This window comes from Pseudomonadota bacterium (assembly GCA_034189865.1).
GTDB lineage: Bacteria > Pseudomonadota > Gammaproteobacteria > UBA5335 > UBA5335 > JAXHTV01.
Map to the genome: position 1 here is coordinate 1 of JAXHTV010000032.1, position 14,137 is coordinate 14,137.

Below are 14,137 nucleotides of genomic sequence, written 5' to 3' on the forward strand. Positions count from 1 at the left end.
TCTTGTTGCTCGCCGGTTTGGCGATCTTTCCAGGATTCGGATGTCGCCAGCCGCAGGTTCGCAACCGCGCCACCGCTGGGCATGTATCGGACTTCCGGGTCGGCGCCGAGATTGCCTATCAGGATGACTTTGTTGATGCCGCGTGCCATCGCTTTCACTCCTCGTCCAGTTGTAATCAATTCGTCACTATGATTGCGAGCGGCTATTGTTGCAAGTATCTCACTGGGGGTCGACCGCGGTTCGTTCCGAAGCGTTTTGTAACAGCGGCCAACTCACCCCAAACCACACAACGGTCAGCGTTCCAAGGGTAATGAAAACGACAAACGGTGGTGCGTGCCCCAGTAGAAATCCTCCCAAGACGCCACCGCAGAAGGCGCCTAAGAATTGGGTCGTGGCGTATACGCCCAGCGCCATCCCTTTGGCCTCGCCCGGAGCCGCCCGCGATACCAGCGCAGGTAAGCTGGCTTCGAGCAGATTAAACGCGGTAAAGAAAATCCACAAAGCTGTTGCGAGAACCCAGAATTCCAAGTGACCGCCAGCCATTAAGAACAGGCTTAAGGCGAGCACGGCGATGCTGCCGAGAAAGATTCGGTCGCCATGTCCTCGGGACGTTGTCATGATAAATGGCACCATCGTGACGAAACCAAGCAGGACGGCAGGCAGGTAGACACGCCAATGCTGGGGCGCGGGGTAGTTTAGGTCTTGGGCGAGTACCAAAGGTACGGCGACGAAACTGGCGGTTAATATCATGTGCAGCATGAACACGCCCAGGTCCAAGCGAAGTAGCGTCGGATCGCGCAAGATCTGTTTCAGTCCAATTGTCCGTTGCTGGGCCGGACGGGCTTCGACTGAGGTTTGTCCCGTTGGGATCGACCAAAGCAGGGGGATGCCTAAAAGCGCCATCACGGCGGTCAGAGAGAATAGGCCGTTGACGCCGACTAGGGCGCTCAGGACTGGGCCGGCGGCCAGCGCGATGGCGAACGAGCCGCCGATCGAAACCCCGACGATAGCCATCGCTTTGGTTCGTTGGGAAGCGCGTGTCAGATCGGCCAAGAACGCGTTCAGTGTGCCGGAAATCGCGCCAGCCCCTTGTAAGGCTCGCGCCATAACCAGCGTCATAGCCGAGCCGGCCATGGCAGCCCACGCGCTTCCGATACAAAAAATGATCAGTCCCGCGGTGACGATGGGCTTGCGGCCGATGCGGTCGGATAAAGCACCGAGTGGGATTTGAAATACGGCCTGGGTGAGCCCGTAAATCCCGACCGCCAGGCCCATTAAGAAAGGTGTCGCGCCCGAGAGCTCTTGAGCATGGAGTGCCAGTACGGGCAGGACGAGAAACAGTCCCATCATGCGCAGGGAGTAAAGCGCAGCGATGGACAGGCTCGCCCGCCGTTCAGAGGGGGTGAGGCTCGGACGCTCGTCCGACTCGTCGTGGAGATTCAAGGCGCGGGATCCCTTTTGCCTGGGTACGGTCAAACGCCGTATATTATCAGCTTCTACCGACTCGAAAAATGTGATGAAGACCATTCGAATTCGCGGCGCCAGAACCCACAATCTGAAAAGCGTCGATTTAGATCTGCCGCGGGACAAGCTCATATGTATCACGGGATTATCCGGATCCGGTAAGTCCTCTTTGGCGTTCGACACCATTTATGCTGAAGGCCAGCGGCGGTATGTTGAGTCGCTGTCGGCTTACGCGCGCCAATTTCTTTCCATGATGGAAAAGCCCGATGTCGACCACATTGAGGGCTTGTCGCCGGCTATTTCCATTGAACAGAAATCCACCTCTCACAACCCACGCTCCACGGTGGGTACGGTCACCGAGATTTACGACTACTTGCGCTTGTTGTTCGCGCGCGTGGGCATCCCTCGCTGTCCGGAACATGACGTCGAGTTGGATGTGCAAACCGTCAGCCAGATGGTCGATCAGGTGCTGAACCAGCCCGAAGGCGCCAAGCTCATGCTCTTGGCGCCGGTGGTGCATAGTCGTAAGGGCGAGCATCACCAAGTGATTGACGAGCTCCGTGCCCAAGGGTTGATTCGCGTGCGGGTCGATGGTGAGGTCTATGAAATCGATCAAATCCCCCCGCTGGACGCCAAGCGTAAGCACACCATTGAAGCCGTGGTCGATCGATTCCGCGTCCGGCCGGACATGGCTCAGCGGCTTGCCGAGTCCTTCGAAACCGCGCTACGACTATCGGACGGCTTGGCGGTAGTTGCGTCCATGGACGACGAGAACGAGTTGGCGCTGGTCTTCTCCCAGCGCTTCGCCTGCCCCCATTGCGGCTACAGCTTGGCGGAGCTCGAGCCGCGCTTGTTTTCGTTCAACAGCCCGATCGGCGCATGTTCGGAATGTGACGGTTTGGGCGTGCATCAGTTTTTCGATCCCGATCGCGTTGTGGCCCATCCCGAACTGAGTCTGGCCGGGGGGGCGGTGCGCGGCTGGGATCGCCGGAACGCTTACTATTTTCAGTTGATTCGCTCACTGGCGGATACGTACGAGTTTGATCCTGAGACACCGTTCTGTGAACTACCCGAATCCGTGCGTCAGGTGGTGTTGTTCGGCAGTGGGGATCGCGTCATTCCGTTTCGTTATTTCGGTGATCGTGGCGGCGAGGTGGTACGTCGTCATCGTTTTGAGGGCGTGATTCCCAATCTGGAGCGGCGTTACCGCGAAACTGACTCGGCCGCGGTGCGGGAGGATCTCGCCAAATACATCAACACCCGGCCTTGCCCGGCGTGCGCTGGCGAACGGCTGAATCTCGGCGCCCGCCACGTGTTTGTCGCAGATACGCGCTTGCCGGGGGTGACCGCCATGTCCGTACGCGATGCGCAGCAGTTTTTTCACGCGCTACATCTGCCCGGGCACCGTGGCGAGGTGGCGGAGCGTATTTGCAAAGAAATCCGACAGCGCCTGGATTTTTTGGTGAATGTCGGTTTGGACTATCTCAGTTTGGATCGCAGCGCTGAGACCCTATCTGGCGGTGAAGCGCAGCGAATTCGGCTTGCCAGTCAAATTGGGGCCGGATTGGTGGGCGTGATGTATGTCTTGGACGAACCGTCGATCGGCTTGCACCAGCGGGACAACAGCCGCCTGTTGGATACGCTGTTGTACCTTCGCGATCTGGGAAACACGGTTATCGTTGTCGAACACGATCGTGACGCCATCGAGGCCGCAGATTATATGGTCGACATCGGACCGGGTGCCGGCGTTCACGGCGGACAGGTGGTGGCTCAGGGGACGCCGGGCGACGTATCGGGTGATCCCGCATCTCTCACTGGGCAATATCTCAGCGGGCGCCGGCAGATTCCGATGCCGTCCACACGACGGCCGCCTGAGCCCGACCGAATGCTCTGCCTCACTGGGGCCAGCGGTCACAATCTGAAAACAGTGGATCTGGAAATTCCAGTGGGTCTTTTTACCTGCGTTACCGGCGTATCCGGCTCCGGTAAGTCCACGCTGATCAATGACACCTTGTATTCCATCGCGGCGCGGGAGCTGAATGGCGCTTCCACCGACCCCAGTCCGTACGAGCGTATCGAAGGTCTTGAGCATTTCGACAAAGTGATCGATATCGATCAAAGTCCCATCGGGCGGACACCCCGTTCTAACCCTGCCACCTACACGGGATTATTCACGCCCATACGCGAGTTGTTGGCCGGAACGCCTGAGGCGCGTGCGCGGGGTTACAAACCGGGGCGGTTCAGTTTCAACGTTAAAGGCGGGCGCTGTGAGGCATGTCAGGGCGACGGGCTTATCAAAGTCGAGATGCATTTCCTGCCGGACATTTATGTCACCTGCGATGTGTGCCAGGGTCGTCGTTACAACCGCGAAACACTCGATATCCGCTACAAGGGTAAGACCATTCACGAAATACTGGAAATGACGGTGGAAGACGCATTGACGTTCTTCTCCGCCATTCCGGTGGTTGCCCGCAAATTGCAGACGTTGGTTGATGTGGGTTTGGGCTATATTCGTCTGGGGCAGAGCGCGACCACCTTATCCGGGGGGGAGGCGCAGCGGGTTAAGTTGGCCAAAGAGCTTTCCAAGCGAGATACTGGGAAAACGCTCTATATTCTGGACGAACCCACGACGGGCTTGCATTTTTACGATATTGATCAGTTGCTACACGTGCTGCAGCGGCTGTGTGACCACGGCAATACCGTCGTTGTGATCGAGCACAATTTGGACGTGATCAAAACCGCCGACTGGATTGTGGATCTCGGCCCCGAAGGCGGGCATGGCGGCGGGCGGATTATTGCCACAGGAATACCGGAAACTGTGGCGGAAGTCACCGAATCTCATACCGGGCGATATCTCAAGCCCTATCTTCAGCCAGCGAGCGCCACTGAGCGTACCGGGTGAGGACACAAACCGCCCGGATCTCTCAACAGTTGATACACGGAAGTTTCAGGAGGTCCCCATGGCGTTACCGAACCAACGGGTACTGATTACCGGTTGTTCCAGCGGAATCGGACGCGCGCTGGCCGTCGAGTTCCATCGCCGGGGGCATGATGTCATTGCGACCGCCCGGCGTGTGGAAGCCCTCGCTGACCTGGCCGAAAAGGGGATGAGCACACGGGCCCTGGACGTCTGCGATGAGGGCAGTATTCGCCAAGTGATAGCGGGTATTTCGGCCGACGGCGGTGGTCTCGATATGGTGGTGAACAACGCTGGCTACGGCGCCATGGGACCCGTTGCCGAGTTGCCCATGGTCGAACTCAGGCGACAGTTCGAGACCAACGTATTCGGTCCTGTGGCCTTGATCCAGGCTTGCTTGCCGCTGCTGCTGGCCAGCCGCTCGGCCCGGGTGGTCAACGTCGGTAGCGTATCCGGCATCTTGACCACGCCGTTCGCGGGGGCGTATTGTGCCACCAAATCGGCACTTCACAGCCTGTCAGACGCGTTACGCATCGAGTTATCACCATTCGGAATTGATGTCATTACGGTCCAACCCGGGGCTATCCGGTCCCGTTTCGGTGACAATGCCAGCGCGGCGGTGGAACGCACGCGCAACGGCGATTCGCTTTACGCCCCGGTCTCGGAGGGGATCCTGGCCCGCGCTCAAGCTTCGCAGGTTCGATCTACGCCGGCCGAGGACATGGCGGGTGAGCTGGCGGACAAAGTGCTGCGTGCCCGGCCGCCGCATACCGTGCGCATCGGCGTGGGCAGTCGCCTTATGCCGTTCATCCGCTACGCGTTGCCGACCCGCGTGCGCGATTTCCTTATGCGTCGGCAGTTCAAGTTGGATCGCTTGGCTTCTCATTCCTCGTCTCGATGACGGGGTGGCTGTGGTCGGATTCTCAAAGCCTGCTGGAGCGGACAGTTGAATGACCAGACCCTGATCCCCGTGGTGTTGTCCGGTGGTTCCGGGACCCGCCTCTGGCCCCTGTCTCGTCAGCACTATCCCAAGCAATTTCTGCCGCTGTTGTCCGATCAAACCCTCATTCAGCAAACCATCACCCGGCTGGCCAGTGTTCCGGATGTGGCCGCACCGATGGTGGTATGTAATGAACATCATCGGTTTTTGGTCGCGGAGCAAATGCGCGTCATCGGCTGTGAGCCGAAAGATATTATCTTAGAGCCGGTGGGTCGTAACACGGCCCCGGCCGTTGCGGTGGCTGCACTCAATGCCCTGCAGTCCGATCAAGACCCCTTGCTGCTGATTTTGCCGGCGGATCATGCCATCACCAACCTGCCGAAATTTTACGAAGCGCTTGCCGATGCGCGGCAGGCCGCGGCGCAGGGGAACCTGGTGACCTTCGGCATTGTTCCCACGGCCCCAGAGACCGGGTACGGCTACATCCGGGGGGAAGGCGAGGGATCGGCCCGCGCGGTGGCTGCGTTCGTTGAAAAGCCCAGCCTGGAGCGCGCTGAAAGTTATGTGGCCTCCGGCGATTATTTTTGGAACAGCGGGATGTTCCTCTTTCGCGCCAGTGTTTACCTGGAAGAGTTGGCTGAACACGCGCCGGCCATGATGGCGCCCGTGCGCTCGGCGTTCGAGGGCGCTGCGCGGGATTTGGATTTCCTGCGCCTGGGCGGTGAGGCTTTCAGCGCCTGCCCGGAAGATTCTATTGACTACGCTGTGATGGAGCGAACCCGCCGTGCTGTGGTGGTGCCCATGGATGCCGGTTGGAGTGATGTGGGGTCTTGGGATGCGCTCCACGCCGTGAGTGATCACGACGAGCAGGGTAATGCCGTGATAGGTGATGTGCTGACCGAAGACGTTTCCGGCAGTTACCTAAGGGCTGAAACCCGTCTGCTGGCCGCAGTGGGCATCAGCGATCATATTGTCGTAGAAACCGCCGATGCGGTTCTAGTGGCCCACCGGGATCGCGCCCAGGATGTAAAAAAAATCGTTCAGCGCCTGAAACACATGGGACGCGAAGAAAGCTACTTCCACCGCCGCGTGTATCGTCCCTGGGGCTGGTACGAAGGGATCGCGGTGGGGCCCCGGTTTCAGGTCAAGCATATCTGCGTCAATCCGGGGGCGAGCTTGTCGCATCAGATGCATCATCATCGGGCGGAGCACTGGATTGTCGTCAAAGGAACGGCCCGGGTCCGGCGCGGGGACGAAGCGTTTTTGCTGAGCGAAGATCAATCCACCTATATTCCGGTGGGCAGCGCTCACCGGCTTGAGAATCCCGGAAAGATTCCGTTGGATTTGATTGAGGTTCAGTCCGGCAGTTATTTGGGCGAAGATGATATCGTCCGCTTCGAGGATCGATACGGCCGCTGACCGTCGATCTGCTCATCAGTTTTAAAAGGGGATTCACGCGTGCCTGAAACCTTAACCTGCTTCAAGGCTTACGATGTACGTGGTCGGCTGCCCGACCAACTCAACGAAGAGATTGCCTACCGGATCGGGCGCGCCTTCGGTCAATATCTGGCCGCGCGGCGGGTTGTGGTGGGTCAGGATGTTCGCTTGTCCAGTCCTGACATCGCCAATGCGCTTATGGCGGGCTTGATGGCCCAAGGCGTTGATTGTTATGACATCGGTCTGTGCGGCACCGAAGAAGTCTATTTCGCGACCTTCCATAAAAAGATGGACGGCGGCGTGATGGTGACCGCCAGCCACAATCCGGCTGACTACAATGGGATGAAGTTCGTCCGGCAGGAAGCCCGGCCCTTGACTGGCGATACTGGTTTGCCGGAAGTGAAGGAGCTCGCCGAGGCCAACGCGTTTTTCGATTCACCCAAATCCGGCAAGCGTAAAACGCTCTCGGTCCGCGACGACTACATTTCCCATTTGTTGGGCTATGTCGATCGTTCGGCGCTCAAACCGCTGAAACTGGTAATCAATGCCGGCAACGGCTGCGCGGGACCGGTTGTCGACGCATTGGCCAAACGGCTGCCATTCGAGATCGTTCGGATCAACCACGAACCCGATGGCCATTTCCCCAACGGCATCCCCAACCCCTTGCTGCCGGAGAATCGGGCCGCCACTGCGGAGGTGGTTGTTCGGGAAGGGGCTGACATGGGGATCGCCTGGGACGGGGACTTCGACCGCTGCTTCATGTTCGACGGCGACGGCCAGTTCATCGAGGGATACTACATGGTCGGCTTGTTGGGCAAGGCGTTTGCAGAGAAACAATCGGGGGCCAAGGTAGTTTACGACCCACGTATGACCTGGAATACCGTGGAAATGGTCGAAGCCGCTGGCGGCGTGCCGGTTGAGAGCAAAGCCGGTCACGCCTTTATGAAAGAGCGCATGCGTCGCGAAGATGCCGTTTACGGCGGCGAGATGAGCGCTCACCATTACTTCCGCGATTTCGCCTATTGCGACAGCGGCATGATCCCGTGGCTGCTGGTGGCGGAAATGATCAGCAAATCCGGTAAAACGCTGGCGGAGCTCACCGGCGAGCGGATGCGCCGATATCCCGCCAGCGGCGAAATCAATCTTACCCTCCCCGATCCGAAAGCCGCGCTGGAAGCGGTGGAAAGTCGCTACCGGACGGAAGCCTTGACCGTTGATCACACCGACGGCGTGGGCATGGAGTTTCCGCTGTGGCGCTTCAACGTTCGGCCGTCCAATACCGAGCCGGTGGTGCGGCTGAACGTCGAATCACGAGGCGATTTTGACCTGATGAAACAGAAAACAGACGAGTTGGTTCACTTTCTGAAAACGCTGGAGGCTGCGTGAGTACGCATATGTGCGCCTCAGTGGCAGACGGCGTGGTCAGTGCGATAAACTGTGCGTTTGCTCTGATTAGTTAGAAGCGGTGTGCCGCGGCGGAAGGGTATGGGAGAGCGCGTTTATATTCAGACTTGGGGTTGTCAGATGAATGAGTACGATTCGTCCAAGATGGCGGATGTACTCGGTGAGTCCCATGGCCTGGTGCCCACTGATCGCCCCGAAGAAGCCGATGTGCTGCTGCTGAATACCTGTTCCATTCGGGAAAAAGCCCAGGAAAAGGTGTTTTCGCTGTTAGGTCGTTGGCGGGAGTGGAAGCAACAGCGGCCCGAGCTTGTCATCGGCGTTGGCGGTTGCGTTGCCAGCCAGGAGGGCGAAGCCCTTCTGCGTCGGGCGCCGTATGTCGACATCGTTTTTGGTCCGCAAACCCTGCACCGTCTACCGGAGCTGCTTGACGATGCCCGCCGCCGGCGCAAGCCCGTGGTGGACATCAGCTTTCCGGAAATCGAAAAATTCGACGGCTTGCCGACCCCTCGGGCGGAGGGGCCTGTGGCTTTCGTTTCCATCATGGAAGGTTGCAGCAAATACTGCAGTTTCTGTGTGGTGCCCTACACCCGGGGTGAGGAGATCAGTCGTCCGTTCGACGACGTCATCGTCGAATGTGTGGAATTGGCAGAGCAGGGTGTGCGAGAAGTCACCTTGTTGGGGCAAAATGTCAACGGTTATCGGGGGCGCATGCATGACGGTTCTGTCGCCGATTTGGCTTTGCTCATCCAATACCTGGCTGAAATCGACGGCATAGAGCGGATCCGCTTTACGACCTCCCATCCCAGCGAGTTTTCGGATCGTTTGATTCAAGCCTTCGCTGACGTGCCCAAGCTGGCTAACTATCTCCATCTGCCCGTTCAGAGTGGTTCGGACCGCATTCTCTCGCTGATGAAACGCGGATATACAGCGCTGGAATACAAATCCAAGGTGCGGCGGTTAAAGGAAGCGCGCCCTGATATCTCCCTGTCGACCGATTTCATCGTCGGTTTCCCGGGCGAGACTGACCAGGATTTCGAGCGCAGCATGGATCTCATAGCCGAGGTGGGTTTCGATCAGGCGTTTAGTTTTGTCTACAGCGCCAGGCCCGGAACGCCAGCGGCTTCTTTTCCGGACGACACGCCGCCGGAAGAAAAGGCGGCCCGCTTGCAACGGTTGCAAGCCCGTATCCTATCCAACGGCCAAGCTTATGCCCAGCGAATGGTGGGAACTTGCCAGCGCGTATTGGTCGAAAAAACAGCGGTCAAGGGCGGTGGTGAAATGACCGGCCGGACCAGCAGCAATCGTTGGGTCAATTTTCCGGGCGACGAGTCCATGATCGGCCGAATGGTGGATGTTCGCATCACCGAAACGCGGCCCAACTCTTTGCGCGGCGAATTGGTCACAGGTGCGAGCTGTGCCGCTTGATCGCATTCTCCAGCGCTCCTTATTTGCTAACCCGTAACGCATGCAAGCTTTCGAAGACTTCGACCTGGAACCGCTCGACAATGAGCGGTTGGCCAATCTCTGTGGGCGTTTCGACGAACATCTGCGGCAAGTTGAACGGCGGTTGGGGGTTGAAATCAACAATCGCGGCAACCATTTTCGACTGATCGGTCCGCAATCGGCGCTGGTGCCCGCCGTTGCGCTCGTGAAAGACCTCTATCGACATACGGCTGAAGAAACGCTGACCCCGGAACGCGTGCACGTGTTGTTACAAGAATCGGCTCTGAAAGAGCTGCCGAACCAAGCGGAAGGCGAACGGGCCGCTGCCGTTTCGGTGCGCACCAAGCGGGGCCTGGTCAAAGGGCGCGGCGCCAACCAAGAACGGTATCTGCGGGCCATTTTGAGCCATGATATCAACTTCGGTGTGGGTCCGGCCGGTACCGGCAAAACCTATCTGGCGGTGGCTGCGGCCGTAGACGCTCTGCAGCGCGAGCAGGTCAGGCGCATCGTATTGGTTCGGCCGGCCGTCGAAGCGGGAGAGCGCTTGGGTTTTCTGCCCGGCGACATGGCCCAGAAGGTCGATCCCTATCTTCGCCCGCTCTATGATGCCTTATATGAAATGCTCGGTTTCGAGAAGGTGGAAAAATTTCTGGAACGTGGCGTGATCGAAGTGGCGCCGCTGGCGTTCATGCGGGGGCGGACCCTAAATGAATCGTTTGTCATCTTGGACGAAGCACAGAATACCACCGTGGAACAGATGAAGATGTTCTTAACCCGGATCGGCTTCGGGTCGACGGCGGTGATTACCGGTGATGTGACTCAGATCGATCTGCCCGGCAGCGCTGTCTCCGGTTTGCGTCACGTGGTGGACGTACTGAAGGACGTGGAAGGTATCAGTTTCACCTTTTTCAACAGCCGTGATGTGGTCCGACACCCCCTGGTCCAGCGGGTCATCGACGCCTACGAGCGCTCCGAATCCAGTCGAGGCCGCCAGCCGCAGGATAATGGGCGATGAGTTCCAAGAGCGATCCTGATCCTCTGGTTGTCCTACAATGGGCGACGGAGCTTCGCCCACTGCCGGGCGTGGATGATTTTCAAAAATGGGTTGCCCTGGCCTTGGAAGGTCAGCTTGAGCAGGGCGAAGTGGCCATTCGCTTGGTTGATCATGAGGAATCGGCACAGCTCAACACCCGCTACCGGGGCAAGCAAGGCTCAACGAATGTGCTGTCTTTTCCCATGAATCTGCCATCGGATGTTGGCCTGTCGCTTTTGGGCGATATCGTGATTTGTGCGCCGGTCGTTGTCGCCCAGGCCGCAGAACAAGGTAAATCGGCGGACGCCCATTGGGCCCATCTGACGATCCACGGAGTGTTACATTTGATCGGTTATGATCATGTTTTGCCCGACGATGCCGAACAGATGGAACGCAGGGAGATCGCCATTTTAAAGCGCCTCGGTTACCCCGATCCCTACGACGAGTATTAAGGCGATCCGCCATCAAGCAGTGAGAATGACTCCAGTGAACGGTGCACACCCCCATGTCTGAAGACCGACCGAGTAGCGATGCGTCCGGCACGCGTTCATGGTTCGAGCGGCTTGGTCAGATGTTCAATGGCGAGCCCCGCACTCGCCCGGAACTGATCCAGACACTCCGCGATGCCCAGCAGCGGGATATCATCGATCGCGACACCGAAAGCATGCTGGAAGGCGTCATCGAAGTCACCGAGATGCAAGTGCGTGACATCATGATTCCGCGTGGCCAGATGGTGGTTCTGGACCGTGACGATTCGTACCAGGAAATCGTCAAGGTCGTCACCGATTCGGGTTTTTCCCGTTTTCCGGTGATCGGGGACAGTCGCGACGAGGTCGTTGGGATTCTCATCGCTAAGGATCTGCTGCGGTTTTCCTGCGACGAGGGCCGGCAGAGTTTCGATATCCGGGAGATTCTCAGGCCGCCGAGCTTTGTGCCTGAGAGCAAGCGATTGAACGTGTTGCTCAAGGAGTTTCGTACCAGCCGTAATCACATTGCCATTGTGGTGGATGAATATGGCGGCGTCTCGGGTTTAGCGACCATCGAGGATGTGCTTGAGCAGATCGTCGGCGAGATCGACGATGAGCACGACGTGGACTCGGGGGATGACATCCTCAAATACAGCGACACCCGTTTCCTGGTCCGGGCGTTGACCAGCATCGAGGACTTTAACGAGTACTTCGGTACCGAATATAGCGATGACGAGTTCGATACGGTGGGTGGCATGCTCATGCAGTCCTTCGGGCATCTGCCCAAGCGCGGTGAGACGGTACGGGTCGGGAATATCGAATTCGGCGTGTTACGGGCCGACAGCCGCCGCATTTATCTCGTGCAGGTCTATATCCGGCCCACGGCGCCAGTGGAAGCGGACAGCTAGATCGATCCGCCGTGACTGACCCGATTTCGCCACCGACCTTGATGCCTGGTCGCGGGCGCTTACCCCCCGCTCTCCGTCTGTTCCTTGCTTTCCTCGCGGGCGCCGCAGGTCCGTTGTCGTTCGCGCCGTTTGCGTGGGCGTATTTGGCGCCCGTGTCGCTGGCGGTGCTGCTGGCGCTTTGGCATCGGTGCACACCGCGCGAGGCGTTCCGGGTCGGCTTCGTCTATGGCTTGGGTTTTTTCGCCGTCGGGGTCAGTTGGGTATATATCAGCGTTCACGAGTATGGCAACGCGGGCGCGGCTCTGGCTGTCGGGCTTACCTTGGCCCTGATCGCCTATATGGCGCTCTATCCGGCCTTGATCGGCGCCGTGCTTCGCTGGCTCGCGCCAGGAGGTGGCGTGGCCGCCACCCTGATGTTGTTCCCGGCACTTTGGGTCGCTTTTGAATGGGTTCGCTCGTGGCTACTAACGGGCTTTCCCTGGTTGAGCGTGGGTTACTCGACCGTCGATCTGCCGCTGGTAGGTTATGCCCCCCTGGTGGGGGTTTTCGGTCTCGGTTTTTTGGTGACCGCTACCGCCGGCGGGCTTTGGACCGTGGTTCGTCGGCCCGCGATCGGGGCATCGCTCATGCTGGTGGTGGCCGGCGCATGGGCGGGCGGTGTCGCGCTCAAGGCGGTGCAATGGTCCTCCCCGGTTGGCGAGCCGCTGACCGTTGCTTTAGTTCAAGGCAATATCGCGCAAGAGCAAAAGTGGTCGGCCGACCAAAGGGCACGCACGCTGGTGAAGTACCGCGAGATGACCTGGCAAGTCTTGGGAACGGATCTGATCGTCTGGCCGGAGGCGGCCTTACCCGTGCCCTACGAACAGATCCAAGCGTATCTCGCGGTCGTGGAAGCTGAGCTCGCCGACGCCGGCAGCCACTTGGTTTTGGGTTTGCTGCGATACGATCCCGTTCCGGCGCAATATCTCAACAGCCTCGTGGCGCTGTCCGATTCCCGCCACTTCTACGATAAACGGCATCTGGTGCCATTCGGTGAGTTCTTCCCCGTGCCGGATTTCGTCCGTCGCCAAATGCAGGTTCTGAACATGCCCTATACCGACTTGGCATCGGGTGACAAATATCAAGCGCCATTGCCGGCTGCCGGGGCCTTGTTCGGCCCGTCCATCTGCTACGAGGCGGTGTTTGGTCATGAGGTGATGCGCGCCCTGCCTGCTGCGGAAATACTCATTAACGTCAGCAACGACGCCTGGTTTGGCGATTCCCTGGCGCCGCATCAGCACCTGCAGATCGCACGGATGCGAGCCATTGAGGCGGCCCGGCCGCTGTTGCGGGCAACCAACACCGGCATTACCGCCATCATCGACGCCCAAGGCCAAGTGGTGTCCCGGGTACCCCAGTTTTCCGATGCGATCTTAACCGGGGAGGTTCTTCGCTATCGGGGCCAGACGCCTTACTCCCGGTGGACTGACTGGCCGGCGGTGGGTTTGAGCATTCTGATTCTGTTGGTCGCGGCCGCCCTGCGTGTGCGGGCTGGGCCGTCCCGCCCGGGCCGGAGTGTGTGAGCTTCGATTCACTCGCTGTCGGATCACCCTCAGCGTAGCGATCGATAGGGCATTGGTAAGAACACCGGCGTATGGGCTATACGCGGCTTAGCATGGATTGCCACAGCGCTTCGCGCTTCGCAACGACGGAAGCGAAAGCCCGGATCGGTATGGATTGCTTCATCACTTCATTCCTCGCAATGACATGGTGAGGTCATCGTGGACGCCGCGGGTTTCGCGGCACCACCACCGTCATCGCGAGGAGGCGAAGCCGACGCGGCGATCCACTCCGACTCGACTGATGCGTTATCGTTCGGAGCCTACTCCCACTGTCATCGTGAGCGCAGCGAAGCGATCGATAGGGCATTGGCAAGAACACCGGCGTATGGGCTATACGCGGCTTATCATGGATTGCCACAGCGCTTCGCGCTTCGCAATGACGGAAGCGAAAACCCGGGTCGGTATGGATTGCCGCGGCGGCAACAACAACGGCAGGGCGTTTGTCGTCAGGGCGAAGCCGTGCAACGGCAGCCCTTGTTGTTGCTCCACAGCGGTGCTCCATACCGATCGGCGATGACGACTC

The 14,137-nt window shown here is 59.0% G+C and carries 12 protein-coding genes; 9 read left to right on the forward strand and 3 right to left on the reverse strand.

All coding sequences use genetic code 11. The annotated features are described in order from the left end of the window. Both ssb and SVU69_11880 read right to left on the reverse strand, forming a co-directional pair. A partial coding sequence (gene ssb / locus SVU69_11875; GenBank protein MDY6943694.1) for a single-stranded DNA-binding protein occupies positions 1-149 on the reverse strand: 149 nt, incomplete at its 3' end. Positions 150-219: 70 nt separating this feature from the next. Then, the gene (locus SVU69_11880; protein ID MDY6943695.1) at positions 220-1,527 is read right to left on the reverse strand and encodes an MFS transporter; all 1,308 of its coding nucleotides are present in this window, start codon (positions 1,525-1,527) and stop codon (positions 220-222) included. Here SVU69_11880 and uvrA point away from each other — a divergent pair. The 9 genes from uvrA (at position 1,517) to lnt (ending at position 13,575) form a co-directional block, all read left to right on the forward strand. Further along, positions 1,517-4,366 carry an excinuclease ABC subunit UvrA gene (gene uvrA / locus SVU69_11885; protein MDY6943696.1) on the forward strand — a complete coding sequence of 950 codons (2,850 nt, stop codon included), beginning with the start codon at positions 1,517-1,519 and terminating at the stop codon, positions 4,364-4,366. The two genes, SVU69_11880 and uvrA, sit on opposite strands and share 11 nt — an antisense overlap. A gap of 58 nt (positions 4,367-4,424) precedes the next feature. After that, entirely contained in the window at positions 4,425-5,282 is an 858-nt protein-coding gene (locus SVU69_11890) for an SDR family oxidoreductase (GenBank protein ID MDY6943697.1), read from the forward strand. A 45-nt stretch (positions 5,283-5,327) separates the two neighbouring features. Next, on the forward strand, positions 5,328-6,740 hold the full coding sequence (locus SVU69_11895) for a mannose-1-phosphate guanylyltransferase/mannose-6-phosphate isomerase (protein ID MDY6943698.1): 1,413 nt from the start codon (positions 5,328-5,330) through the stop codon (positions 6,738-6,740). Between the two features lie 39 nt (positions 6,741-6,779). After that, positions 6,780-8,144, forward strand: coding sequence for a phosphomannomutase (locus tag SVU69_11900; protein ID MDY6943699.1), 1,365 nt, complete (start codon positions 6,780-6,782; stop codon positions 8,142-8,144). Positions 8,145-8,243: 99 nt separating this feature from the next. Then, complete coding sequence (gene miaB / locus SVU69_11905; protein ID MDY6943700.1) at positions 8,244-9,587, forward strand: tRNA (N6-isopentenyl adenosine(37)-C2)-methylthiotransferase MiaB; 1,344 nt, start codon at positions 8,244-8,246, stop codon at positions 9,585-9,587. Between the two features lie 40 nt (positions 9,588-9,627). After that, positions 9,628-10,620 carry a PhoH family protein gene (locus SVU69_11910; GenBank protein ID MDY6943701.1) on the forward strand — a complete coding sequence of 331 codons (993 nt, stop codon included), beginning with the start codon at positions 9,628-9,630 and terminating at the stop codon, positions 10,618-10,620. After that, positions 10,617-11,090 (forward strand): rRNA maturation RNase YbeY, encoded by a 474-nt coding sequence (ybeY, locus tag SVU69_11915; protein ID MDY6943702.1) that lies wholly within the window; start codon positions 10,617-10,619, stop codon positions 11,088-11,090. The genes SVU69_11910 and ybeY overlap by 4 nt, the downstream gene beginning before the upstream one ends. A gap of 53 nt (positions 11,091-11,143) precedes the next feature. After that, positions 11,144-12,013 carry a transporter associated domain-containing protein gene (locus SVU69_11920; GenBank protein MDY6943703.1) on the forward strand — a complete coding sequence of 290 codons (870 nt, stop codon included), beginning with the start codon at positions 11,144-11,146 and terminating at the stop codon, positions 12,011-12,013. An 11-nt stretch (positions 12,014-12,024) separates the two neighbouring features. Beyond that, entirely contained in the window at positions 12,025-13,575 is a 1,551-nt protein-coding gene (lnt, locus tag SVU69_11925; protein ID MDY6943704.1) for an apolipoprotein N-acyltransferase, read from the forward strand. A 369-nt stretch (positions 13,576-13,944) separates the two neighbouring features. On the opposite strand, the gene SVU69_11930 is transcribed toward lnt, so the two are convergent. Then, complete coding sequence (locus SVU69_11930) at positions 13,945-14,103, reverse strand: hypothetical protein (GenBank protein ID MDY6943705.1); 159 nt, start codon at positions 14,101-14,103, stop codon at positions 13,945-13,947. Positions 14,104-14,137 lie beyond the last annotated feature (34 nt).